We start from the raw sequence: 26,402 nt of genomic DNA on the forward strand, positions 1-26,402 counted from the left end.
TACCGGTAAATTTGCGACATCGTTCGCACGCTTCTGCCACTGCCTGAGTGTGGGGGAAGATTCTCTGCGGCACGCTTTCCAGCCTGTCACATAGCCTGTTGTTTCGGCTGTTCATCACCCGCACTCTGACGCCATGAAAACAGCACACTTACGCGGTTTTACTCTGCCGGAGCTGCTGCTGGTGATGGTGATTACCGGCCTGCTCAGTCTTACCGCGTTGCACGGCTGGCAGCGCTGGCAACAGCGGCAGCAACTACGCGACAGCGCTCAGCAATTGCAGGGATTCCTGCTACGACTGCGTGCCCAGGCTAACCGGCAAAATAGCGATCTGGTGTTATGGTCACAGCCTGGCAATCCCTGGTGCATCGGTGCCGGCAGCCGCCCCGTAGCGGGGTGTGTTCACGGGAAACGGCTGCATTTCATCGTGCCGCACGCGGGCGTTGCACTCTATGACATTCGGGGCGAGCCGGGTTTCTATGGCCGCCGCAATGTTGCCAAAGCGGGCAGTATTGAGCTGGGGAACAGCGCCGGACGCATGCGGCTGATTATCTCAGCCAGAGCACGAATTCGCCTCTGCATAACGGATGAGGAGACGTGCCGTTGAAAATCGACGGATTCAGCCTGCTGGAGATGCTAATCGCCATGGCAATCAGCGCGGTCGTGATGCTAAGTACCGGACGTTTTCTGCCGCTGCTGCTGGCGGAGAATGCGGGCGTACTGCAACAGGCGCAGCTGCGTCAGGAGTTGCAGCAGATGATGGCGACGCTGGAAAAGGCAGTGCGACGTGCCGGTTATTGTCACGGTGAGTGCGGCAGTGGTGCGCTGAAAATCAGCGAGAACTGCCTGCTGCTGCGCTGGGATGAGAACAGCAATGGTAAATGGGAACCGGTTGGTCATGCAGAGAGTGACTACTACGGCTTTCGCCTGCGCCAGCAGCAGCTTGAGATGCAACGCGGTGTTGACCAGTGTCAGTCAGCGGGCTGGGAACGGCTCTCCGATCCCGCATTCATGACAGTGGAGCAGTTCGGCATCAGCCAGCAGGGCGGTCAGATCAGGATAGTGCTGCAGGGGCGGGCCGGGCGCTGGCTTGAAACCGTGGAGAGCTGGGTGGAGGGCGCAAACCTGTGAAGCAGGGAGGCAGCAGTGCGCTGGGCATGGTGTTGATGATTATGGTGATCGGCAGTTTTACGCTGCATGCCAGCCGAAAGATGTCTGAGCAGGGAATGCGACTGCTGGCGGATGAGCAGCAGTTTATTCAGGATTTCTGGCGGGCGCAGTCGGCGCTGCAATGGGGTCTTTCCCTGAGCTGGCCAGCGACGGAGGCAGCCCTGTGTCAGCGGGATGATCGCCAGGGCTGGCGCAGCTGTTTACAGCGAGGTGAAAAGGATGACGGTCTGCTTAAAGGTGAGGCCAGCGGCAGCGGCATGGCGGTATGGCATTGGGTGCGTTTACGGGGCAATCAGATTAGTGCGCTGCCGCACGGCTGGATTGATTACTGTCCGCTCACGCCACCGGCAACCTGCCAGTAAATGTGCCGGATTCAGTCTGCCGGAAGTGTTGTTTGCTCTGCTGTTAATGGCATTAAGCAGCAGCACGCTGCTGAACTATCATCGCGCACTGGCGCTGGGATTCAGTCAGCAGTGGTATCAGCGCGAGGCATGGCGGGTGGCTGAGCAGCGCCTGGCAGGGCATGACGTTGCCGGGTGGAAATCGACGCTGCAACAGCAGAGCGGCCCTTCAGGCTGTACCCTGGAGCGGGCGGATGTGACAGGGCCTTATCAGCGCAGCGCGACTCTGACCCGGCTGCGATGTTAAAGGTCACGGGTCGCCCTTTTGATGGGTTTCAACCGCGATACGCGGTAAAGTGACAGTGCCGCAATACCGCAGTCACGTTCTGAGTTATCACAGGAGTTTTCATGTTTCACGTTTATCACTCAAATCAGCTTGATGTGCTGAAGATTCTGGCGGCGGCGGTGATTAAACATGATCCTCTTGATGATCCTTTCGCCTCAGAAATGGTGCTGGTGCAGAGCCCGGGAATGGCGCAATGGCTGCAGATGGAGCTGGCGCAAACCTTTGGCATTGCGGCCAATATTGAATTCCCGCTGCCCGCCAGTTTTATCTGGGAGATGTTCGTCCGCGTTCTGCCCGATATCCCGGTAGAGAGTGCTTTCAGCAAGGCCAGCATGGGCTGGAAGCTGATGCACCGGCTGCCAGTGATGCTCGAACATGACGAGTTTGTCTCTTTACGCCACTATCTCCATGACGACGGTGACAAGCGTAAACTTTATCAGCTCAGTTCACGCGTGGCCGATCTGTTCGACCAGTATCTGGTTTATCGTGCCGACTGGCTCAACAGCTGGGAGCGTGGCGAAACCATTGACGGACTGGGTGAAGCGCAGCGCTGGCAGGCCGCACTGTGGCGCGATCTGGTAAGTTATACCCAGGCGTTGCGCCAGCCCGAATGGCACCGTGCCAACCTCTATTCGCGATTTATTCAGACGCTGGAGCAGGCGAAAACCACGCCGGAAAATCTACCGAAACGGGTCTTCATCTGTGGTATCTCTGCACTGCCGCCAGTCTATCTGCAGGCGTTGCAGGCGCTGGGACGTCACATCGACATCCATCTGCTGTTCACCAATCCCTGCCGCGACTACTGGGGCGACATTCAGGACTATGCGTTTCTGGCGAAACTGCAGAGCCGTCAGCGCCGACGTCATGGTGCCGATGAATCACGCGGGCTTTTCCGGGATGCAGAGCAGGCACCCGCGCTGTTTAACGACGCTGGCGAACAGCAGCTCACTAACCCGCTGCTTGCCTCATGGGGCAAGCTGGGACGCGATAACCTGTTTCTGCTCAGTCAGATGGAGTCAAACGACGATATTGATGCGTTTGTGGATGTAGAGCCGGATAACCTGCTGCACTGCATGCAGCACGATCTTCTCAACCTGCAGGATAACGCCATCATCGGACTGAATGCGGCGGAACTGGCGCACAGCGATCAGAAGCGCCGCCTGGATCCGAACGATCGCTCTATTGCGGTACAGGTCTGCCACAGCGCCCAGCGTGAAGTCGAAGTATTGCAGGATCATCTGCTGGCGATGATGGAGACCGATCCGACGCTGAAAGCACGTGACATTATCGTCATGGTGGCAGACATCGACGCTTACGCGCCGTTTATTCAGGCGGTGTTCGCCAACGCACCCGCCGATCGCTACCTGCCGTTTGCGATTTCAGACCGGCGGGCCAGTCAGGCGCATCCGGCCATTGTGGCCTTTCTGAATCTGCTGGCACTGCCGGACAGCCGTTTTGTCTCAGAGGATGTGCTGGCGCTGCTGGATGTCCCGGCGCTGGCTGCTCATTTCTCTATTGATGAAAGCGGCCTGCGCTTACTCCGGCGCTGGGTCAGCGAATCGGGTGTGCGCTGGGGGCTGGATGATGCCAGCGTGGAAGCGCTGTCACTTCCGATTACCGGCCAGCACACCTGGCGCTTTGGCCTGCAGCGCATGCTGCTGGGCTATGCGATGGAGAGCCACAACGGTGACTGGGAAGGGATTCTGCCTTATGACGAGTCGAGTGGTCTGGTGGGGGAACTGGCGGGACATCTGGCAGAGCTGCTTTCCCGGCTTAATCACTGGCGGCAACTGCTGGCCGAACCCCGTCCGCTGGTCGCCTGGCTGCCACTGTGCCGGGAATTGCTGAACGCCTTTTTCAGCCCTGATGCAGAAACCGAGGCTGCCCTGCTGCTGGTGGAAGAGCAGTGGCAGCAATTGATCGAATATGGCATGGATGCGCGCTTTGAAGAGGCGATTCCGGTGGCGCTGTTGCGTGATGATTTGCGTAGCCGGCTTGATCAGCAGCGCATCAGCCAGCGTTTTCTGGCTGGACAGATTAACTTCTGCACCCTGATGCCGATGCGCTCAATTCCTTTTAAACTGGTCTGTCTGCTTGGCATGAATGACGGCGTCTATCCCCGTACCCTGGCACCATTAGGTTTTGACCTGATGCAGCAGCAATCCCGCAAAGGCGATCGCAGCCGCCGCGATGATGATCGCTACCTCTTTCTGGAGGCGATGATTTCGGCACAGCAGCAGCTCTACATCAGTTATATCGGACGCGCGATTCAGGATAATACGGAACGCTACCCTTCGGTGCTGGTCACAGAACTGCTGGATTACATTGGTCAGAGTTTTTATCTGGAGGGTGACGGTCATCTTGAGCTTGATGAGAGTGCTGCGCGGGTGCGGATGCACCTGCAGCACCTGCACAGCCGGATGCCATTTGCTGCAGAAAACTTCCAGCCAGCTGCCAGACTCCAGAGCTTCGCCCGTGAGTGGCTGCCTGCCGCGCAGGGAACCGGGCAGCCGCAACCTGATTTTGTTCAGCCGCTGGAAGCGCCGTTAATTGATGCGCTGACGCTGGAGGCGTTTCTGCGTTTCTGGCGACATCCGGTCCGCGCCTGGTTTCACCAGCGGCTCGGTGTAAGTTTCTGGCTGGAGGAGAACGAACTGCCCGACAGCGAGCCATTTGCCCTCGACAACCTGGAGCGTTACCAAATCAATGCGCAGCTGCTGAATGCCCTGGTCGAAGGCGAGGACACCCAGCGGCTTTATGCGCACCATCGTGCGGCCGGTAATCTGCCTTATGGCGCGTTCGGTGAGCTGTTCTGGCAGGCGCAGCGTGATGAGATGCAGGAAGTGGCTGCTGAAGTGGTCACTCAGCGCAGTGATGGCGAGAGCTGGGAAGTAAACCTGCAGCTGGAGCAGGTCAGCTTAACCGGCTGGCTGACGCAGGTGCAGAGTGACGGATTACTGCGCTGGCGGCCTGGCGTGCTCAACATGAACGACGGACTGTTACTCTGGCTGGAGCATCTGGTCTACTGCGCACTGGGCGGCACCGGCAGCAGCCGGATGTTTGGCCGGCAGCAGAGCCGCTGGTGTTTCCTCGCCGTGCCGCAGGCTGAGGCGATCGCTGCGCTGAATGAATATGTCGCAGGCTATCTCGCGGGTATGCGCCAGCCGCTGATGTTGCTTAACAAGAGTGGCGGCGCGTGGCTGACCGCCAGCTATGACAAAAAAAGCCAGCAGTTGCTGACCGATGAAGCGACGCAGCTCAAAGCGCGTAATCGACTGCTGACCGCCTGGCAGGGTAATTATCAGGTTGAGGGCGAGGGCGGCGATCCCTATCTGCAGCGTCTTTGCCGTGTGCTGGATGAGCCACAATTGCAGCAGATAACTGAGGCGGCACAGCACTGGTATTTACCGGTGCTGGCTGCACATCAGGATGATGAATAGCAGGTCAGAAGGCACTTTTGCTAACTGGCTTATTACACAGAAATTTTGCTCTGCTTTGAGCCGCCGTGTCAGAGATTGGCGGCTTATCGGGAAACGAGAGGGGTTTACATGCGGGTACACGTACGCTGGATAGCGGCGCTATTGTTAAGCCTGGTGGCCTGGACAGCACAGGCGCAGGCATCATCAGGCTGGCAGCCAGTTAACGACACCATTCGCAAAAGTGAACAGGATCCTCGCCACTATCAGGCAATCCGACTTGATAACGGGATGACGGTGTTACTGGTTTCCGATCCTGTCGCACCGAAATCGCTGGCAGCACTGACGCTGCCGATAGGATCGCTGGACGATCCCAATCAGCAGGCGGGACTGGCACACTACCTCGAGCATATGGTGCTGATGGGCTCAAAGCACTACCCGCAGCCGGATAACCTGGCCGAGTTCCTGAAAAAGCATGGCGGCAGCCACAACGCCAGCACGGCCTCTTACCGCACCGCCTTTTATCTGGAAGTAGAAAACGATTCGCTGGAACCGGCGGTTGATCGACTCGCGGATGCGGTGGCTGAGCCACTGCTGGATCCGGTTAACGCCGATCGCGAACGCCACGCCGTGAACGCCGAGCTGACCATGGCGCGCTCGCGCGATGGCCTGCGTATGGCCCAGGTGGGCGCTGAAACGCTTAATCCGGCGCATCCGGCGTCACGTTTCTCGGGCGGCAATCTTGAAACATTGAAAGATAAGCCCGGCAGCAAACTACACCAGGCGCTGCTGGATTTTTATCACACCCATTACTCTGCGAACCTGATGAAGGCGGTGATCTACAGCAACAAACCGCTGCCGGAGATGGCATCAATTGCGGCCAGAACCTTTGGCCGGGTGCAAAATCATGACGCCAGCGTGCCGGAGATTACGGTGCCGGTGGTGACGGAAGCGCAGCAGGGCATCATCATTCATTACGTTCCGGCCCAGCCGCGCAAGCAGCTCAAAATTGAATTCCGCATTGCCAATAACAGCGATCGCTTCCGCAGTAAAACCGACACGCTGATTAGCTATTTAATCAGCAACCGCAGCAAAAATACGCTGACTGACTGGCTGCAAAAGCAGGGGCTGGCCGATGGGGTCAATGCGGGCGCTGACCCGATGACCGAGCGTAATAGTGGCGTATTTGCGATTACCGCGTCACTCACGGATAAGGGGCTGGCACAGCGTGACGAAGTGGTAGCGGCTATATTCAGCTACATCAATCTGCTGCGTCAGCAGGCCGATGATAAGCGCTATTTCGATGAAGTTTCACACGTGCTGGCGCTCGATTTCCGCTATCCCTCCATCACCCGCGATATGGATTACATTGAATGGCTGGTTGATACTATGCTGCGTGTGCCGGTTGAACACACGCTGGATGCGCCTTATCTGGCGGATCAGTACGATGCTGCCGCGATTAAAGCCCGGCTGGACGAGATGACCCCGCAGCATGCACGCATCTGGTATATCAGCCCGCAGGAGCCACACAACAAAACCGCCTATTTTGTGGATGCGCCTTATCAGGTTGAGAAGATCACGCCACAAACCTTTGCCGACTGGCAACAGCGCGCCAGCCAGATCACGCTGGCGATGCCCGTGCTGAACCCCTATATCCCGGACGACTTCACCCTGTTGCCGTCGGACGGAAAAACGTATCAGCATCCGGTGAAGCTGGACAACAATGACGGTATGCGCATTTACTGGATGCCCAGCCGTTATTACGCCAGCGAGCCTAAAGCGGCGATCACCCTGGCGTTACGCAATAAAAACGCCATCCGCGACGCCCGTCAGCAGGTGCTGTTTGGCCTGAATGATTACCTCTCCAGCCTGGCACTGGACGAACTTAACTCGCAGGCTTCGGTGGGCGGCATCAGCTTCACAACCGGCGAAGATGAAGGGCTGGTGTTCAGTGCCAACGGCTTCACGCAACGTCTGCCGACGCTACTGAAGAAACTGGTGGAGGGTTATGCCACTTTCCAGCCGACAGAACAGCAGCTTGAGCAGGCTAAATCCTGGTATCTGGAGCGGCTGGACGCGGCAGAAAAAGGCAAGGCGTTTGAGCAGGCGATTCAGCCGATGCAACTGCTGTCGCAGCTGCCTTATACCCAGCGCGAGACGCGCCGCAGGCTGGTCAGCACAATCTCACTCAAGGATGTGACGACCTACCGCGATACGCTGTTCCGCGATGCGACGCCAGAGATGCTGGTAGTGGGTAACCTCAGTGCTGACAGCGTGAAGCAACTGGGACATGAGCTTAAGCAGCAGATGCAGAGTAATGCCACCCGCGACTGGCACAGCCAGTATGTAACCATTAAAAAACCGCTAAAAGCCAACCTGCAGCAGAAGGGCAGCAGCACCGACTCCGCTCTTGCCGCCCTCTATGTTCCACTGGGATATGGTGAATATCAGAGCATGGCGCACAGCTCAATGTTGAGCCAGATCGTTCAGCCGTGGTTTTACAATCAGCTGCGTACTAAAGAGCAGCTCGGCTATGCGGTCTTTGCCTTCCAGATGCCAGTGGGCCGCCAATGGGGTGTCGGCTTCCTGCTGCAAAGTAACAGCAAACAACCGGACTGGCTGTTGCAGCGTTATAAGGCCTTCTATCCACAGGCAGAAAAACGATTACGCAGCATGAGTAAGGCAGATTTTGCCCAGTACCAGCAGGCGATGATCAATGATTTGCAGCAGCGTCCTCAGACGCTCTTTGAGGAAGCAGATCGTTTTAGCCGCGACTTTGATCGGCAGAATGATCACTTTAATACCCGGCAAAAAGTGATCGAGCAGGTTCAGCAGTTAACCCCGGCCAGCCTGGCAAACTTTTTCCGGCAGGCCGTGATTGAACACAAGGGCATGGTAATGACCTCGCAGATTGCCGGCACCGGCAATGGCAAAACTGAATTTGCCCGCCAGCCTGGCTGGAAAACCTGGAATGAAGTGGCGCAATTGCAGCAGTCGCTGCCGGTAAAGAGTGAGACCCAATGACGCAGTTACCTCCCGTATCGCTGAATCCTTTAACGCTGCCGCTCAGAGGCGAGCGGCTGATTGAGGCGTCAGCGGGAACCGGAAAAACCTTTACCATTGGTCTGCTCTATCTGCGGCTGCTGCTGGGGCTGGGCGGAGAAAACGCCTACAGCCGCCCGCTTTCGGTTGAAGAAATCTTAGTGGTGACCTTCACCGAAGCCGCCACTGCGGAACTGCGCGGACGCATCCGCGAGAATATTCATCAGTTACGTCTGGCCTGTATCCGCGGCAAAAGCAACAATCCGATGCACCAGTTACTGCTGGAGCAGATGCCGGATCTCAGTCAGGCCGCCGCGCAGCTGCTGGCTGCTGAGCGGCAGATGGATGAAGCCGCCATCTTCACTATTCACGGTTTCTGTCAGCGGATGCTCAATCTCAACGCGTTTGAATCGGGCATGCTATTTGAGCAGGAGCTTATTGAAGATGAGCAGGCGCTGCTGAAGCAGTCGACCGCTGATTTCTGGCGTCGTCAATGCTATCCACTGAGTCTGGATGTGGCGCGAATCATTGCTGCGGAGTGGAGCGGGCCTGACAGCCTGCTGACCACGCTGCGCCCCTGGCTGCAGGGAGAATCACCCAGCCTGAAACGTCCGCCCGCAGCCGATGAGACGCTGGCATCACGCCACGCCCGTAACCTTGCGCGCATTGAGGCTATCAAACAGCAGTGGCAGACGCTTAGCGCCGATGTTGAAGGCATGATCAGTGCTTCTGGCGTGGATAAGCGCAGCTACAGCAGTAAACATCTGCCCAACTGGGTCGCAAAAGTCACGCAGTGGGCCAGCAGTGAGACGCTGGATTATCAACTGCCGAAAGAGCTTGAGCGCTTTGGGCAGCAGGTGCTGGATGAGAAAACCAAAAAAGGCGACGCCCCGCGACATTCGCTGTTTGAGGCGATCGATCAGTTTCTGGCAGAACCCTTGTCGCTGCGCGATGTGATCATCGCGCAGGCGCTGACCGATGTGCGTGCCACGGTGCAGCGTGAAAAGCGGTTACGCGCACTGTTAGGCTTTGATGATCTGCTCAGTAAACTCGATGAGGCGTTGCAGCAGCCCGGCGGCGTGTTGCTGGCAGAAACCATCCGGGCGCGTTTCCCGGTGGCCCTGATTGATGAATTCCAGGATACCGATCCACAGCAGTATCGAATCTTTCGCACGCTCTATATGAATCAGCCGGAGCAGGCGCTATTACTGATCGGCGATCCCAAGCAGGCAATCTATGCGTTTCGCGGTGCGGATATTTTTACTTATCTGCGGGCCAGAAGCGAAGTCAGTGCTCACTATACGCTCGATACCAACTGGCGTTCTTCACCTGAGATGGTCGGGAGTGTCAACCGCCTCTTTTCTCAGCTCGATTCACCTTTCCTCTTCTCGGCGATCCCCTTCCAGCCGGTTAAGCCTGCTGCACCCAACGAGTCACTAAAGCTGATTTTTGACCAGCAGCAGCAACCCGCATTGCGTTTCTGGCTGCAGCCTGGCGAGGGCGTTGCCAACAGCGACTACCAGCAGTTTATGGCGCAGCAGTGTGCCGCCGATATCAGCCGCTGGCTGGTGGCGGGACAGCAGGGACGAGCCTGGCTGGGTAAAGGTGAGGCGCTGCAACCGGTGCGGGCTTCCGATATCACCGTGCTGGTGCGCAGTCGCAATGAGGCCGGTTTAATCCGCGACGCGCTGAATGCATTGTCGATTCCGTCGGTCTATCTCTCCAGTCGGGACAGCGTCTATACCACGCCGGAAGCGCGCGAATTACTCTGGTTGCTGCAGGCGATACAGGCACCGGAACAGGAACGGCTGCTGCGTAGCGCCCTGGCAACGTCGATTTTTGCCATCGATGCGGCGACCCTGGACGCGCTGACACAGAATGAGCGCGAGTGGGATGCGCTGGTGGAGCAGTTTGCCATCTGGCAGCAGTTATGGCATCAGCGTGGCGTGTTACCGATGCTGCGTGATGTGATGATCAAGCGGCAACTGGCGGAGAATATGCTGGCCTCGGAGAACGGTGAACGTCGCCTGACTGACCTGATGCATCTGGGGGAACTATTGCAGGAAGCCTCGGTGCAGCTGGAGAGTCCGCACGCGCTGGTGCGCTTCCTGGCGCAGCAGATTGCCCGGCCAAACAGCCAGGCCTCCAGCCAGCAGCTGCGTCTGGAAAGCGACCGCCATCTGGTGCAGATCATCACCATCCATAAATCGAAAGGGCTGCAGTATCCGCTGGTCTGGCTGCCGTTTGCCGCCGGGTTTCGCGAGGCGGCCAGCGCACTCTATCACGATCGCGATAACTTCACGGCGCTGCTGGATGTGCAGGGTGATGCGCAGAGTCTGGCGCTGGCCGAAGAAGAACGGCTGGCAGAGGATCTGCGTCTGCTCTACGTGGCGCTGACCCGTTCGGTTTATCACTGCAGCGTGGGCATTGCACCGCTGATCAAAGGCACTCGTAAAAAAGAGGGCGAAAGCGATCTGCACAAGAGCGCGCTGGGCTACCTGGTACAGCAGGGTCAGGCGGCCGATGCGCAGCAGCTCAGCCAGCGACTCAATGCATTAACCGGTGAAGGGATTGCCCTGGTTGAAGAAGATCTGCAGCCGGGCGAAATGTGGCAGGATGCACAGCAGGGCGACGAGGCGTTAAGCAGCCGCGACGTAACCCGCGCCCTGGCGGATGTCTGGCGGGTAACCAGTTATTCCGGTCTGCAACAGCATCACAGCTCGCCACTGCTGGATGCGTTACCTAACTTCGATATTGATGCAGCGGGCGAAGAGGAGAGGGGTGAAGAGGCGGCATTAACGCCGCATCACTTTCCTCGCGGTGCCGCACCCGGCACCTTCCTGCACGGCCTGTTTGAGTCGATCGACTTTACCGAACCGCCGGATCGCATCTGGCTGGAAGATCAGCTACAGCACAATGGTTACCCGCTGAGCTGGTTACCGGTCATTGAACAGTGGATTGATCGGGTGTTACATACGCCGCTCAACGCAGAGGGGCTGACGCTATCGGCTATCAAAGGCAGCGAAAGACTTATTGAGATGGAGTTTTATCTGCCGATCAATAATCTGCTGACGGCGACGGATCTTGACGATCTGCTGCGTCGTCACGATACACTCTCTCAGCAGGCCGCTCCGCTGGATTTTCGCCAGGTGCGCGGCATGCTGAAGGGTTTTATCGATCTGGTCTTCCGCTGGCAGGGAAAATATTATCTGCTGGATTACAAATCCAACTGGCTGGGGGAAAGTCACGCCGCTTACACGCCCGAAGCGATGGCGCAGGCGATGATTGGCCACCGTTACGATCTGCAGTATCAGCTCTATACGCTGGCGCTGCATCGCTATCTGCAGCATCGCCTGCCGGACTACGACTATCAGAACCATTTTGGCGGGGTGTTTTATCTGTTTTTACGTGGGATGGATGGCAGCTCGCCGGACAACGGCATTTTTGCCACCCGACCTTCCGAAGCTTTTGTGGAAGAGATTGATGCGCTGTTTGGTGAAACCGGGGAGATGTTATGAGTGACATGCTGAGTCTGCTGCTGCAGGCGGTTGAGAAGCGTCTCCTGCGGCCACTGGATATTCAGTTTGCCCGTCTGGTGGCGACAGAATCACAGCCTGCGCTGCTGCTGGCGGCTGCCTGCGTCAGCGCGGAGGCGGGAGAAGGGCACGTCTGTTTACCGCTGAGTAACCTCTGTGAAGATAGCCTGTTTGCGGGGCGTCAACCTGCACTGGCCCAGGCCATCTGGCAGGCGGCTGGCGCACCGGATGACTGGCCATCACGCCTGGCAGACTGGCCGGCCGTCAGTGACGGCAGCCGTGTGACACCGCTGGTGCTGAGTAACCAGCGTTTGTATCTGCATCGGCTGTGGCACAGTGAAGGCCGGGTCGCCGACTTCTTTGCTGTGCAGGAAATCAAAACCGCGTTTGATATGCGTGCCGCAGGTGACGTGCTGAACAGTCTGTTTGGTGACCAGCCGGAGAACTGGCAGAAAATTGCTGCAGCCGTGGCGCTGACCCGCAAGACGGCGGTTATTTCCGGCGGGCCGGGCACCGGTAAAACCACTACCGTGGCGAAACTCCTCGCCGCCATGATTCGCCTGAATCCCGGCGCGCTTCGGATTCAGCTGGCGGCACCGACCGGTAAAGCTGCTGCACGGCTGACTGAGTCTCTGGGCCGGGCGCTGCAGGATCTGGCGGTCAGCGACGAAGAACGGCGGCGTTTCCCCGCCGAAGCCACCACGCTGCATCGCCTGCTGGGCGCACAGCCTGATACCCAGCGGTTACGTTATCATGCCGGCAATCCGCTGCATCTTGATGTGCTGGTAGTAGATGAAGCGTCGATGGTCGATCTCTCGATGATGGCAAAACTGATCGCCGCGCTGCCTGCCCATGCCCGCGTGGTGTTTCTGGGCGACCGCGATCAGCTCGCCTCGGTGGAAGCGGGTGCGGTGCTGGGCGACATCTGCCGCTGCACGGAAAGCGGCTACAGCCTGGCGCGGGCAGAACAGCTCGCTCTGCTGACCGGCTGTACATTGCAGGGCAGTGACGACAGGCAGGCACCAGTCGTGCGTGACAGCATCTGCCTGTTGCAGAAAAGTTATCGTTTTGACGCTTCATCCGGTATCGGCCAGCTGGCCAAAGCGATCAACCGCGGTGATGCAGAGCAGGTCAGGGCGGTGTTTGCTGCGGCCCATGACGATGTCAGCTATCAGACGCTGAACAGCGCGGAAGCGTATCAGGTGATGCTCGATGAGGTCGCACAGGGTTATCAGCCCTTCCTGCAGCTTATCCGACAGCAGGCGGAGCCGGCTGAGGTGATTGCCGCCTTTGGCCGCTATCAGCTGCTGTGTGCGTTACGTGACGGGCCTTTTGGCGTGCAGGGCCTGAACCAGCGCATTGAGCAGCGGCTGATGCAGCTGCAGCGCATCCGACGTCCTGGTATCGGCAGCCGCTGGTATGCCGGGCGTCCGGTAATGATCACCCGCAATGACAGTGCGCTCGGCCTGTTTAACGGTGATATCGGCATTACGCTGCGGGATGAAGAGGGTAACCTGAAGGTCTTTTTCCCGCTGCCGGATGGGTCAATCAAGGCGATCCAGCCGAGCCGGTTACCTTCACATGAAACGGCCTGGGTGATGACGGTGCATAAATCGCAGGGATCGGAGTTCGACCACACTGCGCTGGTCATGCCGACGCAGTTTCTGCCGGTGCTGACCCGTGAACTGGTCTATACCGCGATTACCCGTGCCCGCAAACAACTGACCATTTACAGCGAACCGGGCGTATTTCAGCGCGCCGTGCAGTTACAGACGCAGCGACGCAGCGGTCTGGTGGAGCGACTGGGTGAAACCAGCTGAGAAGAAGGGGGGACAGTCCACAATGGAGGCCTGTCCCTTCAGGATTAAATCAGGTCAGGTCGGCCATCAACACCTTGGAACGGCGCTGATAGTTGTACATCTCTTTTTTACTCTCGGGCAGTGACTCAATATCAACCGGCGTAAAGCCGCGCTCCTGAAACCAGTGGATGCTGCGCGTGGTTAACACAAACAGCTTTTGCAGTCCCATCTGCTTCGCCTGCAATGCCACGCGCTGCAGCAGCATCTCACCGCGTGAGGAGCTGCGATAGTCAGGATGAACCGCCACACAGGCCATCTCGCCAATCTTCTCATCCATAAACGGATAGAGGGCGGCACAGGCGATGGTCAGATTGTCGCGCTGAATAATCGTGAACTTATCGATCTCCATTTCCAGTTGCTCGCGTGAGCGACGCACCAGAATGCCCTGCTGTTCCAGCGGACGGATCAGTTCGAGGATACCGCCGATGTCGTTGATATTGGCGCGACGGATCTGCTCAGCCGACTCCATCACGATCTGCGTACCGATACCGTCGCGTGAGAAGAGCTCCTGCAACAGCGCGCCATCTTCCTGATAGCTGATGAGATGGCTGCGGCGGACTCCGCTGCGGCAGGCTTTCACCGCGCCACGCAGGAAGCGGACCGTACCAGAAAGATAATCACCTTCCTTTTCAATCTCGTCGATGCGGGCCTGTGCATCGTTCGGGAACAGCTCGGAGATGATTTCACCGTCGCTGTTCAGCACGCCCTGCTCGGAGCAGAAGCCGATCATTTTTTCCGCTTTGAGCTTAATTGCCAGCTGAGTAGCCACTTCTTCTGAAGTCAGATTAAAGCTCTCGCCGGTCACAGAGACCGCAACCGGACCCATCAGCACGATGGCATCGTTATCCAGCTGGCGATGAATCGCCTCTTCATCAATACGACGGATACGCCCGCTGTGGCAATAATCCACGCCATCATCCACGCCCAGCGGCTGTGAAATAATGAAGTTGCCGCTGACCACATTGATATGCGCGCCCTGCAGCGGGGTATTGTTAAGACTCATTGAAAGGCGGGCAGTGATATCTAACTGCAACCGACCCGCAGCCTGCTTCACTAACTCCAGCGATTGCGCATCAGTCACCCGGGTAAATTTATGATAAACCGGTTCCAGTTGCTGCTGAGCCAGGCTGGCGTCTATCTGTGGCCGTGCGCCATAAACCACCACCAGACGGATGCCCAGGCTGTGCAGCAGGCCGATGTCATTAACGATGCCAGAGAAGTTCTCATGCTCAATCGCCTCGCCACCCAGCATGATGACAAAGGTTTTACCCCGGTGGGCATTGATATAGGGAACGGTATGGCGAAAACCCTGAACCAGTTCGGTACTACGTTCCTTCACGGCCAACCCTCAGTGAATGTTTATTCGTATTTTCTGTATTTTTATGCTTTTACGCCCGATTTTGCAAGTCTTAATCCTGACGAAAATTTACGTTTTTATGAGTGTCAAAGCCGCTAACAGCCTGCATTATTTAGGGTTTCCGGGGTGACATCATCCTGCGGATTGGATAAAGTTTTCGCCGCCATTTGATTAACTGGCGCTTTTTTAGACATAACACAGCAGCTGGAGCGGCATGTCAGACGGTAATTCCCATTTTTCACGCAGACGATTTTTACAGGGGACAGGTGCCTTACTGCTGCTGAGCGTCAGCCGCACAGGGCTGGCGGCAAAGAACCACATTGTGGCGGTGCGTATCTGGCCCTCGTCCACCTATTCGCGTATGACGCTGGAGTCCAGTGTCGCGCTGAAATACAAGCAGTTTGCGCTGAGCAATCCCGAACGTCTCGTCATAGATATTCAGGGCCTGCATCTTAATTCGGCCCTGAAAGGGGTAGATAAGCAGGTTCGGGTCGACGATCCCTTTATCAAAAATGCCCGGGTCGGCCAGTTCGACAGCAACACGGTGCGCGTCGTTCTGGAGCTGAAGCGCAACGTCGCACCGAAGATCTTTAATCTGGCTCCGGTCGCCGGTATCAATCACCGGCTGGTGGTCGATCTCTATCCGACCCAGAACCATGTGGAAGACGATCCGCTGCTGGCTCTGCTGAAAGATTATAATCAGGGCGATCTGGACAAGGATGAAGGGGTGCAGGCACCGTTACCCGGCAAAGCGGGACGCGATCGTCCGATTATCATCATGATCGATCCCGGTCATGGTGGAGAAGATCCTGGCGCGCACGGCAAATATAAGACGCGCGAGAAAGATATTGTGCTGAAGATCGGACGGCGACTCAAAGCGCTGATCGATAAAGAGTCCCACATGAAAGCCTATATGACGCGCAATGAAGATGTGTTTATTCCGCTGCGCGTCCGGGTTGCCAAAGCCCGTAAACAGCGCGCCGATCTCTTTGTGTCTATTCATGCTGATGCCTTTACCAGTCGGGCAGCACGCGGCTCTTCGGTATTTGCTTTATCCACCAGCGGTGCCACTTCAGCCGCCGCCCGTTTCCTGGCGCAGACCCAGAATGAATCAGACCTGATTGGTGGCGTCAGCAAAAGCGGCGACCGCTATCTTGATCACACCATGTTCGATATGGTGCAGCGTCAGACGATTCATGACAGCCTGAAGTTTGGTAAAGAGGTGCTGCATCGCATGGGGCGCATCAACCATTTGCACAAACGCACCGTGGATCAGGCGGGATTTGCAGTGCTGAAAGCCCCGGATATCCCGTCAATCCTGGTAGAGACCGCGTTCATCAGTAATGTGGAAGAGGAGCGTAAGCTGCGAACCACCCGCTATCAGCATCAGGTGGCAGAGGCGATTCTGAACGGTATCAAAGCGTATGTAGAGAGTGGGGCGGCACTGGCCCATCGGTAAGGGTGTGCGGGTAGTCACGGCTATCCGCGCATTTATCTGCGGGAGAGAGGCTTAAGAGGAATTTACGAACGGCAGAAACAAAAAAACACCCTTTCAGGTGTTTAAATGATTGGTTGCGGGGGCCGGATTTGAACCGACGACCTTCGGGTTATGAGCCCGACGAGCTACCAGGCTGCTCCACCCCGCGTCCGTATCATACTTATTTCACATTGTGACTTCTGTAAAACAACTGCAGAAGTATTGGTTGCGGGGGCCGGATTTGAACCGACGACCTTCGGGTTATGAGCCCGACGAGCTACCAGGCTGCTCCACCCCGCGTCCGTATTGCTTCTATTACTTTTACTTCTCACACTGTGACTTCTGTAAAACTGCTGCAGAAGTATTGGTTGCGGGGGCCGGATTTGAACCGACGACCTTCGGGTTATGAGCCCGACGAGCTACCAGGCTGCTCCACCCCGCGTCCGTGGAAGCGCACTATACTCTCCGCGCTGATTCATGCAACCCCTTTTTAAAGATAAAAGCCAAATTAACAGCCAGTTGCTGAAGGATTCAACCATCTGGCTAATTATTGAACTGATATGCGCCAGGTCAAAGCGGATGCATTTCATTCTGTCGGGGGCTTTGCTATCGTCGCGGGGCGAACAGTTATAAAAAGAGAAGATAATGAAATCACATTGGGTGAAGTATGCACTCACTGGCGCGTTAATCACGCTGCTGGCGGCCTGTAGCTCTAAACCGACCGATCGCGGTCAGCAATATAAAGATGGCAAACTGGAACAGCCGCTGGCGCTGGTGAATCAGCCCAATGCTAAAGGTGCACCGGTTAATGGCAAAGACTTTGGCGATCAGGTGCGCCAGATTCAGTCCGCCTCATCCGCTCTTTATAGTCGTCAGAACGGCACCTACAGCGCAATTGAAAGCTGGCTGATGGCAGGTGCCGATACCCGGCAGCTTCGCCAGTATGGCCTGAACGCCTGGCAGATGGAGGGCACGGACAACTACGGTAACGTGCAGTTCACCGGTTACTACACGCCGGTCGTGGAAGCGCGCTACACCCGTCAGGGCGAATTCCAGTATCCGATCTACCGTATGCCGCCGCGCAAACGTGGAGAGAAGTTACCGAGCCGCGCCTCTATCTATAGTGGCGCACTTGATGATCGTTATGTCATTGCCTACAGCAACTCGCTGATCGATAACTTCATGATGGATGTGCAGGGCAGTGGTTACGTCGACTTTGGCGACGGCCGTCCGATGACCTTCTTTGGTTACGCCGGTAAAAATGGCTGGGGCTATCACAGTATCGGTAAAGAGCTGATCGACCGCGGTGAAGTGAAGCGCGAAGATATGTCGATGCAGGCGATTCGCCAGTGGGCGCAGGAGCACTCACAGCAGGAGGTGCGCGCGCTGCTGGAAACCAACCCGTCATTCGTCTTCTTTAAAGCTGAGCCGTTTACGCCGGTGCGCGGTGCCAGCGCCGTTCCGCTGGTAGCGAAAGCCTCGGTGGCCTCTGACCGCTCAATTATTCCGGCGGGCACCGTACTGCTGGCGGAAGTGCCGCAGTTGAATGAGAAGGGCAAATTCAACGGCAAATATGAGATGCGCCTGATGGTGGCGCTCGACGTGGGGGGCGCGATTAAAGGACAACACTTTGATATCTATCAGGGTATCGGCCCGGACGCCGCGCATCTGGCGGGCTTCTATAATCACTACGGCCGCGTCTGGGTGCTTAAAGCCGCACCGGGTGCCGGACAGCCGCTGTTCTCCAGCCCGCAAAACGGTAATAATGGTTCACTGCTTCTCGGCTCTAACTAATGTCTTCTCTGCGGGCCTCCGGGCCCGCACGACGTAACAGGTTCAACTATGAAAGTGATAAATGACGCCTGGCATCAGCGCTTTGGCGGCACGGCGCGTCTCTATGGCCAGGATGCGCTGCAACGTTTTGCTGACGCACATTTCTGCGTCATCGGTATTGGCGGCGTCGGATCCTGGGCGGCGGAAGCGCTGGTACGCACCGGCATTGGTAAAATCACTCTGATAGATATGGATGATGTCTGTATTACCAATACTAACCGACAGCTTCATGCGTTGCAGGGCAACGTCGGCAAAGCTAAAACGGAGGTGATGGCGGAACGACTACGGGCGATCAATCCTGACTGCAACGTGATCTGCATTGATGACTTTATTACGCCCGAGAACACCGCCGAACTGATGGCCGCCGGTTTTGACTATGTGATCGATGCTATCGACAGCGTGCGGCCTAAAGCGGCACTGATCGCCTGGTGTCGCCGGAATAAGATCCCGCTGATCACCACCGGTGGCGCGGGTGGGCAGATTGATCCGACCCAGATCCAGGTCGCCGATCTGGCGAAAACCATTCAGGATCCGCTGGCGGCGAAGCTGCGCGAACGACTGAAAAGCCTGGGCGTGGTGAAAAGCAGTAAGGGCAAACTCGGCATCGACTGCGTTTTTTCTACCGAAGCGCTGGTCTATCCGCAGGCGGATGGCAGCGTCTGCGCTTCACGCAGTACGGCAGAGGGTCCGAAAAGAATGGATTGCACATCCGGGTTTGGTGCGGCCACCATGGTGACCGCCACCTTCGGCTTTGTGGCCGTTTCGCATGCGCTGAAGAAATTTCTGGCGCGCGCCGCGCGTCAGGATGCGGTCAGCGCCTGACGCGCGGCATGCTCTACCGCAGCGGCCAGCGCCTGCAGGCCGCTGCTGCGTGAGGCGCTGAGCTGGGCACGCAGCCCCAGCTCATCAAACAGGGTTAAGGGATCGGTGGCCAGTAATTGCTGCGGCGTCTGCCCTTCAACGGCGGTCAGCAGTATGGCAAGCAGGCCGCGCACGATCCGCCCTTCACTGTCACCATAGAAGTGCAGTGAGCCATCCTCACACAGCTGGCTGCCCAGCCAGACCCGGTTTTCACACCCGCTCAGTTCAATTTCCGCTGTTTTCAGTTCCTCCGGTAACGCAGGTAACTGGCGGCTTAGCTGAATCAGCTGACGATAACGATCCTCCCACTGATGAAAGCGGCCAAAGCTCTCTTTCAGACTGGCAACAGTAATCTGTTCGCCAAACGGGTGTGGCGCTAACCGCGATGAACACATAATCAAAACTCCGATAACAGCGCGATGGCGCTCTTCATGGCGCGCACCAGCGCATCAACATCCTGCAGATTATTATAGGGTGCAAAAGAGGCGCGCAGCGTGCCACTGACGCCCAGCGCCGCCAGCAAGGGCTGCGCACAGTGCTGACCAGCGCGCAGGGCGATTCCCTGCTCAGCCAGCAGCGTCACCAGATCGCTGTGATGCAGGTCAGCAAATTCAAAGGCCAGCAGGCTGGCATTGCCACAGCGGAAACTGCGAAAGCCGGGCAGTTCTGCCAGTTGCTCTTCCGCCAGCGAGGCAAGCTGCTGACTCCAGCGCTCGGCTTCGGGCAGATCGTACTGCGTCAGCCAGCTCAGTGCCGCACTCAATCCCACCACGCCAGCCACGTTCGGGGTGCCGGCTTCAAAACGCCACGGTATCGGCTGCGGCGTGAAACCATTGAAGTCGACATCCGTGATCATCTTACCGCCACCCTGCCAGGGCGTCATCGCCTCCAGCAGTTCCGCTTTGCCATATAACGCGCCAATGCCCATCGGGCCGTAAATTTTATGGCCGGAAAAAGCGTAAAAGTCGATATCCAGCGCCTGTACGTCAGGCGGACAGTGCACCACACCCTGCGCGCCATCTACCATTACTTTCGCCCCCACGGCATGTGCCAGCGGGATCGCCTGAGCAAGATCGGGGCATCCACCGGTGACATTCGACATCTGACCCACAGCCAGCAGGCGGGTACGGCTGTTGAGAAGAGCAGGTAACAGGCTGATATCGGGCAGACGATCGGGTCCTAACGGCCATTTTACGACGCGGGCACCGCACGCCTGCGCAGCCATTAGCCAGGGAACCAGGTTGGCGTGGTGCTCAGCCTCACTCACCACGATCTCATCACCGGGCTGCAGGCGCGGACGCAGCCAGCTGTTCGCCACCAGGTTTATCGCTTCGGTGGTGCCACGCGTCCAGACAATCTCTCGATCGTCCGCGGCGTTAACCCAGCGGGCCACCTGATTGCGGGCCTGCTCATAGCGCTGGGTTAAGGCCTGGGCGGCGGCAAACTGGCTGCGATGAACCGTACCCGCGCTGAGGCTGTAAAACTGCTGGGTGCTGTCAATCACGGCCTGCGGCTTCAGCGTGGTCGCGGCGCTGTCGAGATAGACGCCGGCGTCGGCGAGCGCGGGAAACTGCTGGCGGAATGCGGTGGGATTAAATGCGGTCATGCCGGGTCCATGATAAGAAAAATTAGGACCACACTGAAAGAATGGTCTGCGTCTGGCAAAGCTGGAAAAGCGCGTTATGCTGAATATTGCAAGGTTTGAACCAAACCCGCACAACGATCGGACGTTTAATAGTCGATCTCACTTATCGGCTGCCTCTGGTTAGCGTAACGCGGGTGGTTTGATGCAATCAATCTACAAGGAGATAGCAGATGAAAAAACTTACCGCACTACTGGCCGTGTGTACTCTGGCTTTTACCCTGAGTGCCTGTTCAAGCAATTATGTTATGCATACCAACGATGGTCGCACCATTGTGGCTGCCGGCAAGCCTAAAGTTGATAACGATACCGGCATGATCAGCTATAAAGATGCGAATGGCAACGAGCAGCAGATTAATCGCTCTGATGTCAAAGAAATGGTCGAGTCAAAGTAAGCAGCAAAAAAAAAGCACCGCAATTTGCGGTGCTATTTAAAAATCACTATGGACAGACAGGGTAAATCTACAGGAATTAAGAGTTCGATCCGCAATCGTCGGATCAAAAATTGCAAACACAACATCACGACCACAAGCCAAAAGCTTTCAGAAAATCTGCGAACTCACTCACAAATCTAAAAACTTTTCGTTCCGGCTCAGGAAGTGCGGCAACTATAGGTATTTGCTGGAGGTTCCTCAACGGACAAATTATAATGCCTCGGATTAAAAATTCTAATACGTAAACGCTTTGTATAAGCCTGCGTATTTTTCGCCGATCCGGATACGGAAAACCATGTCGAAACGCCTTCCTCCTCTTAACGCACTGCGGGTTTTTGATGCCGCTGCGCGCCATTTAAGCTTTACTAAAGCCGCTGAAGAGCTGTTTGTCACCCAGGCTGCCGTAAGCCATCAGATTAAATCTCTGGAAGATTTTCTGGGTTTAAAGCTGTTTCGCCGGAGGAATCGTTCGCTGTTACTGACTGAAGAAGGGCAAAGCTACTATCTCGATATCAAAGAGATTTTCTCGGCACTTAACGAAGCGACCCGCAAACTGCAGGCGCGCAGTGCCAAGGGAGCGCTGACCGTCAGTTTACTGCCAAGCTTTGCTATTCAGTGGCTGGTTCCCCGCCTCTCCAGCTTTAATATGGCTTATCCGGGGATCGATGTGCGTATCCAGGCTGTTGACCGTGATGAAGAGAAACTGGCCGACGATGTCGACGTGGCAATTTTCTATGGACGCGGCAACTGGCCCGGCCTGCGGGTTGAGAAACTCTATGCTGAATATCTGCTGCCGGTCTGTTCGCCATCACTGATGACCGGCGATAATCCGCTGAAAACGCCGGTAGATCTCTCGCGCTTTACCCTGCTGCATGACGCCTCCCGCCGTGACTGGCAATCGTATATCCGCCAGCTGGGCCTGCAGCATATAAATGTTCAGCAGGGGCCGATCTTCAGCCACAGCGCCATGGTGTTGCAGGCGGCGATTCATGGTCAGGGCGTGGCGCTGGCCAACAACGTCATGGCGCAGAGCGAAATAGAGGCCGGGCGATTAATCTGTCCGTTTAATGATGTATTAGTCAGTAAAAACGCTTTTTATCTGGTTTGTCATGACAGTCAGGCAGAACTGGGTAAAATAGCCGCCTTCCGACAGTGGATCCTGGAAAAAGCTGCAACCGAACAAGAAAAATTCCGCTTTCGCTATCAACAATAACATATTGATTTATTTGCATTACGATGCAAAAGCACTCTGAGGATCGGTTAATGTCCAGTCGTGCCATGTTTGTTTTTGCGGCTATCAGCGGATTTCTGCTGGTGGCTTTTGGTGCATTTGGTGCCCACGTTTTAAGTCAGTCGCTGGGTGCGGCTGAAATGGCCTGGATTCACACCGGGCTGGAATATCAGGCTTATCACACGTTAGCGGTGATGGGACTGGGTGCCGCGATGTTACGCCGCGCCAATATCTGGTTTTACTGGAGCAGTGCGCTGATGGCGCTCGGCACCGTGTTGTTTAGTGGCAGCCTCTATTGTCTGGCGCTGTCACATCTGAAGTTTTGGGTTTTTATCACACCGGTGGGCGGGGTCTGTTTCCTCGCCGGTTGGTTATTGATGTTGATTGGCGCGCTGCGTCTTAAACGAAAGGCAGAACGCCATGAATAAAGTTTTACTCTATTGTCGTCCCGGTTTTGAAAAAGAGTGTGCGGCGGAAATCAGCGCCAAAGCGGCTGAACGTGAAATCTACGGCTTTCCGCGGGTTAAAGATGACTCCGGCTACGTGCTGTTTGAGTGCTATCAGTTTGAAGATGCTGAGCGTCTGGCGCGTGAGTTACCGTTTGACGAGCTGATCTTTGCCCGTCAGATACTGGTCGTGGGCGAAATGCTGCGTGACCTGCCGCAGGAAGATCGCATCACCCCGATTGTCGGCATGCTGACTGGCGTGGTGGAGAAGGGCGGCGAACTGCGTGTGGAAGTGCCTGACACTAACGAAGCGAAAGAGCTGACCAAATTCTGCCGCAAGTTCACCGTGCCGCTGCGTTCAGCACTGCGTGAAAGCAAGATTCTGCTGAATTATGAAAGTTCGAAACGCCCGGTTGTTCATGTGTTTTTCATCGCGCCAGGCACCTGCTACGTCGGCTACTCCATCCGGGAGAACAGCTCGCCGTTTTACATGGGTATCCCACGCCTTAAATTTCCTTCCGATGCGCCAAGCCGTTCCACACTTAAGCTGGAAGAGGCGTTCCACGTCTTTATTCCTGCGGATGAGTGGGATGAGCGTTTAGCCAGCGGCATGTACGCCGTGGATCTCGGAGCCTGCCCGGGCGGCTGGACCTGGCAGCTGGTCCAGCGCAGCATGATGGTTTATGCAGTGGACAACGGACCGATGGCCCCGAGCCTGATGGATACCGGCCAGGTGATGCACGAGAAAGCTGATGGGTTTAAATTCCGTCCGCCACGCACCAACATCAGCTGGCTGGTATGTGACATGGTGGAGAAGCCGGTGCGCGTGGCTAACCTGATGACCGACTGGCTGGTTAACGGCTGGTGTCGTGAAGCGATCTTCAACCTCAAATTGCCGATGAAAAAGCGTTATGAAGAGGTCACGCAGAATCTGGCCATGATGCAGGAGCGCTTTGATGAGAATGGCATCAATGTGCAGATTCGCGCCCGTCAGCTCTATCATGACCGCGAAGAGGTGACGGTTCATGTGCGCCGTATCTGGGCAGCGACCGGTGGTCGTCGCGACGAACGTTAATCGCCGGGCTGAGTGCAGCTGCACTCAGCCGGTGTAACGCAGCGTATTCAGATTGCCCTGCAATTCCAGATCCCGCTTCAGCGTAGCCACCTGACGGCTGATCTCAGCCATGTGCTGGCCTTCAGCAAGCTTTTCCTGCCATCTGGCGGGTACCTTATCCAGTTGCTGATAGATCCCTTCAAGCGTATGAAACTCTGCCAGCAGCTGTTTCGCGCTTTTTGGGCCGATGCCGGTAATGCCTGGAATTTTACTGCTGCTGATGCCGCACAACCCCCAGTAGTCGGGGAGTAACCGGGGGGCCACACCAAATTCAGCTTCGATAAAAGGCAGATCGAGCCAGCGTTTCTGAAAGTAGTCGCGGATGCGGATTTCGGGGGCCAGCAGCTGACAGTAGCCTTTGTCGGTGGACACGATGGTGGCCTGATGTCCGGCCTGAGCCATTTTCACCGCCAGCGTCGCCGCCAGATCATCTGCCTCATCCTCGCCCGCTATCCAGCAGCTTACGCCTGCCGAACGAAAAGCCTCCTGCAATGCCGGCATCTCTGCCTGTAAATCGTCTGGCATCGGCGGGCGACCGCTTTTGTAATCGGGCAGCAGCTGATGTCGCCAGCCCTGATGACGTGCTTCGCCATCAAAAACCGCCACAGCATGAGTCGGACGGGCGTGGCCCAGAATCTGGCGCAGCGCAGCTACGCAGCCGTCGACACAGGGGGAGCCTTGTACCGCATGCAGACGGCGAATCAGATTCAGCGCGTCAACAATAACAAGATGAAGAGCCATGAGCGTATGGGCAGCCCGGGGGCTGCCTCCTGGTTTATTTGATAATTTCGTAGCAGGGGATGTAGGCAGTGCCAGGCAGTTTCATGCGTTGCTGGGCAACGAATCCCTGTAGCAGCTCATCCATGCGGTGCATGATGTCGGGATCGCCATGCAGTTTGTAGCGTCCCTTCTCGCGGATTTCGCGGATGCCCATCTCTTTGACATTACCGGCGACGATACCTGAGAAGGCACGGCGCAGGTCGGCAGCCAGCTTCTCGGGAGGCTGATTGGTATAAAGATTGAGGTTGGCCATATTTTCATGCGTTGGCATGAACGGCACCTGCAGATCGGGCTCAATGCGAATCGACCAGTTAAAGCTGTAAGCATCGCCGGTTTCACGACGGTTCTCTTTCACCTGCGGCATCGCTTTCTTCATCAGACGTGCCACTTCTGCTGCATCGTTAATAATGATCTGATAATGCTTACGCGCCTGCTCACCCAGGGTGTTCACGATGAAATCATCCAGAACGCGGAAGTAATCGGCACTCTCTTCCGGGCCGGTCAGAATCAGCGGCAATACCTGGTCGTTGTTCTGCGGATTCATCAGGATGCCCAGCAGATAGAGTAGCTCTTCAGCCGTACCAACGCCGCCCGGGAAAATGATGATGCCATGAGCGATACGCACAAACGCTTCCAGACGTTTTTCAATGTCCGGCATGATGATCAGCTCATTCACCAGTGGATTCGGCGGTTCAGCTGCAATAATTGAGGGTTCGGTGAGGCCGATAAAGCGGCTGTCGCGATAGCGCTGCTGAGCATGGCCAACTGCTGCGCCTTTCATCGGCGCTTCCATCACGCCTGGCCCGCAGCCGGTACAGATATTCAGTTCACGCAGTCCAAGCTGCGTACCGACATTGCGGCAATACTGATACTCAACGGCATTGATTGAGTGACCACCCCAGCAGACTACGGTGTTGGGATACTCGCCGATGTGCAGAGCCCGCGCATTACGCAGAATGGAAAATACCGTGTTGGTGATGGTGGCAGAATCATTCTCTTCGGCTGCGCTTAACCGGCCCGGTATGTTGAGCTGGCCGCTGACAAACAGGATGTCACGCAACACCGCAAACAGGTTAGCCTGTAGTGAGCGGATAATGCGGCCATCCACGAACGCCTCTTCCGGCGGATTGATCAGTTCCAGTTTGACGCCGCGCTCCTGGCGCAGCACGTTGATGTCGAAGTTCTCAAAGCGGGAGAGCAATTCGTGGCTGCTGTCAGTCTGGCTGCCGGAGTTAAGCACGGCCAGAGAGCAATTGCGAAACAGCTGATAGAGGTCGCTGCTGGCTGTGCGCTTGAGCATGTCGACTTCCAGCTGCGAGAGCAGATCCATTGAGCCAAGTGGGCTGATATGGGTAATCAAATGAACTCCTTTACACCCGCCTGGGTGCGTGTTGGCACTGCAACGGCAGTGACGAAAATCCCTGGTCGGCAACCCGCAGGTTGCCGCCTTCACCAGAGTAGCCTTGTCGGCCCGCACAGCTCAAGCGGAACTGCGCTTATGCCACCCAGCCTGAGAGAAG

Annotated in this window: 20 protein-coding genes and 3 tRNA genes; 15 read left to right on the top strand and 8 right to left on the bottom strand. The window is 56.6% G+C overall.

Features of this window, described 5'->3' with window-relative positions:
* The first annotated feature begins 133 nt into the window (after positions 1-133).
* From F3I44_RS06075 to recD, 8 genes are all read left to right on the top strand, one after another.
* Positions 134-604 (top strand): prepilin-type N-terminal cleavage/methylation domain-containing protein, encoded by a 471-nt coding sequence (locus F3I44_RS06075; protein ID WP_150014104.1) that lies wholly within the window; start codon positions 134-136, stop codon positions 602-604.
* Positions 601-1,128: a prepilin peptidase-dependent protein gene (locus F3I44_RS06080; protein WP_150014102.1), complete on the top strand. Its 528-nt coding sequence runs from the start codon at positions 601-603 to the stop codon at positions 1,126-1,128. Before F3I44_RS06075 ends, F3I44_RS06080 begins: the two co-directional genes overlap by 4 nt.
* Entirely contained in the window at positions 1,125-1,529 is a 405-nt protein-coding gene (locus F3I44_RS06085; protein ID WP_150014100.1) for a DUF2509 family protein, read from the top strand. Before F3I44_RS06080 ends, F3I44_RS06085 begins: the two co-directional genes overlap by 4 nt.
* Positions 1,530-1,575: 46 nt before the next feature.
* Complete coding sequence (locus tag F3I44_RS06090; protein ID WP_190285934.1) at positions 1,576-1,815, top strand: prepilin-type N-terminal cleavage/methylation domain-containing protein; 240 nt, start codon at positions 1,576-1,578, stop codon at positions 1,813-1,815.
* Between the two features lie 101 nt (positions 1,816-1,916).
* Complete coding sequence (recC, locus tag F3I44_RS06095; RefSeq protein ID WP_150019346.1) at positions 1,917-5,294, top strand: exodeoxyribonuclease V subunit gamma; 3,378 nt, start codon at positions 1,917-1,919, stop codon at positions 5,292-5,294.
* Positions 5,295-5,402: 108 nt separating this feature from the next.
* A complete protein-coding gene (gene ptrA / locus F3I44_RS06100) occupies positions 5,403-8,294 on the top strand; it encodes a pitrilysin (protein WP_150014094.1) in 2,892 nt (963 codons plus the stop codon).
* A complete protein-coding gene (recB, locus tag F3I44_RS06105; protein ID WP_150014092.1) occupies positions 8,291-11,830 on the top strand; it encodes an exodeoxyribonuclease V subunit beta in 3,540 nt (1,179 codons plus the stop codon). Before ptrA ends, recB begins: the two co-directional genes overlap by 4 nt.
* Positions 11,827-13,668 (top strand): exodeoxyribonuclease V subunit alpha, encoded by a 1,842-nt coding sequence (recD, locus tag F3I44_RS06110; RefSeq protein WP_150014090.1) that lies wholly within the window; start codon positions 11,827-11,829, stop codon positions 13,666-13,668. Before recB ends, recD begins: the two co-directional genes overlap by 4 nt.
* A 49-nt stretch (positions 13,669-13,717) precedes the next feature.
* Here recD and argA read toward each other — a convergent pair whose 3' ends face one another.
* Positions 13,718-15,046, bottom strand: a complete 1,329-nt coding sequence (argA, locus tag F3I44_RS06115) for an amino-acid N-acetyltransferase (RefSeq protein ID WP_013358908.1) — start codon at positions 15,044-15,046, stop codon at positions 13,718-13,720.
* A gap of 232 nt (positions 15,047-15,278) precedes the next feature.
* Here argA and amiC point away from each other — a divergent pair, with 232 nt between their 5' ends.
* Entirely contained in the window at positions 15,279-16,523 is a 1,245-nt protein-coding gene (gene amiC, locus F3I44_RS06120; protein ID WP_150014088.1) for an N-acetylmuramoyl-L-alanine amidase AmiC, read from the top strand.
* A gap of 110 nt (positions 16,524-16,633) precedes the next feature.
* On the opposite strand, the gene F3I44_RS06125 is transcribed toward amiC, so the two are convergent.
* From F3I44_RS06125 to F3I44_RS06135, 3 genes are all read right to left on the bottom strand, one after another.
* Positions 16,634-16,710 (bottom strand) — tRNA-Met (locus tag F3I44_RS06125).
* Positions 16,711-16,764: 54 nt separating this feature from the next.
* Positions 16,765-16,841 (bottom strand) — tRNA-Met (locus F3I44_RS06130).
* A 65-nt stretch (positions 16,842-16,906) separates the two neighbouring features.
* Positions 16,907-16,983: transfer RNA gene (locus F3I44_RS06135), tRNA-Met, on the bottom strand.
* A gap of 203 nt (positions 16,984-17,186) precedes the next feature.
* On the opposite strand from F3I44_RS06135, the gene mltA reads away from it, so the two are divergent.
* Together mltA and tcdA are read left to right on the top strand one after the other, a co-directional pair.
* Positions 17,187-18,335: a murein transglycosylase A gene (gene mltA, locus F3I44_RS06140; protein WP_150014086.1), complete on the top strand. Its 1,149-nt coding sequence runs from the start codon at positions 17,187-17,189 to the stop codon at positions 18,333-18,335.
* 48 nt (positions 18,336-18,383) lie between these two features.
* Entirely contained in the window at positions 18,384-19,196 is an 813-nt protein-coding gene (gene tcdA / locus F3I44_RS06145) for a tRNA cyclic N6-threonylcarbamoyladenosine(37) synthase TcdA (RefSeq protein ID WP_150014084.1), read from the top strand.
* Here tcdA and csdE read toward each other — a convergent pair.
* Both csdE and csdA read right to left on the bottom strand, forming a co-directional pair.
* Positions 19,175-19,630 (bottom strand): cysteine desulfurase sulfur acceptor subunit CsdE, encoded by a 456-nt coding sequence (gene csdE, locus F3I44_RS06150; RefSeq protein ID WP_150014082.1) that lies wholly within the window; start codon positions 19,628-19,630, stop codon positions 19,175-19,177. The genes tcdA and csdE overlap by 22 nt on opposite strands.
* Before the next feature lie 2 nt (positions 19,631-19,632).
* On the bottom strand, positions 19,633-20,841 hold the full coding sequence (gene csdA, locus F3I44_RS06155; RefSeq protein ID WP_150014080.1) for a cysteine desulfurase CsdA: 1,209 nt from the start codon (positions 20,839-20,841) through the stop codon (positions 19,633-19,635).
* Between the two features lie 209 nt (positions 20,842-21,050).
* Between csdA and F3I44_RS06160 the strand changes: the two genes are divergently transcribed.
* From F3I44_RS06160 to rlmM, 4 genes are all read left to right on the top strand, one after another.
* Positions 21,051-21,272 (top strand): YgdI/YgdR family lipoprotein, encoded by a 222-nt coding sequence (locus F3I44_RS06160; RefSeq protein ID WP_150014078.1) that lies wholly within the window; start codon positions 21,051-21,053, stop codon positions 21,270-21,272.
* A 334-nt stretch (positions 21,273-21,606) separates the two neighbouring features.
* Positions 21,607-22,524, top strand: a complete 918-nt coding sequence (locus F3I44_RS06165; RefSeq protein ID WP_150014076.1) for a transcriptional regulator GcvA — start codon at positions 21,607-21,609, stop codon at positions 22,522-22,524.
* A 50-nt stretch (positions 22,525-22,574) separates the two neighbouring features.
* Complete coding sequence (locus tag F3I44_RS06170) at positions 22,575-22,970, top strand: DUF423 domain-containing protein (RefSeq protein ID WP_150014074.1); 396 nt, start codon at positions 22,575-22,577, stop codon at positions 22,968-22,970.
* Positions 22,963-24,063, top strand: a complete 1,101-nt coding sequence (gene rlmM / locus F3I44_RS06175) for a 23S rRNA (cytidine(2498)-2'-O)-methyltransferase RlmM (RefSeq protein ID WP_150014072.1) — start codon at positions 22,963-22,965, stop codon at positions 24,061-24,063. Before F3I44_RS06170 ends, rlmM begins: the two co-directional genes overlap by 8 nt.
* Positions 24,064-24,087: 24 nt before the next feature.
* Here the strand turns inward: rlmM and xni are convergent, their stop codons facing one another.
* Together xni and ppnN are read right to left on the bottom strand one after the other, a co-directional pair.
* Complete coding sequence (gene xni, locus F3I44_RS06180; RefSeq protein ID WP_150014070.1) at positions 24,088-24,843, bottom strand: flap endonuclease Xni; 756 nt, start codon at positions 24,841-24,843, stop codon at positions 24,088-24,090.
* A gap of 34 nt (positions 24,844-24,877) precedes the next feature.
* Entirely contained in the window at positions 24,878-26,242 is a 1,365-nt protein-coding gene (ppnN, locus tag F3I44_RS06185; protein WP_150014068.1) for a nucleotide 5'-monophosphate nucleosidase PpnN, read from the bottom strand.
* Positions 26,243-26,402 lie beyond the last annotated feature (160 nt).

This window comes from Pantoea sp. F_5, from assembly GCF_008631595.1.
Lineage (GTDB): Bacteria > Pseudomonadota > Gammaproteobacteria > Enterobacterales > Enterobacteriaceae > Pantoea > Pantoea gossypiicola.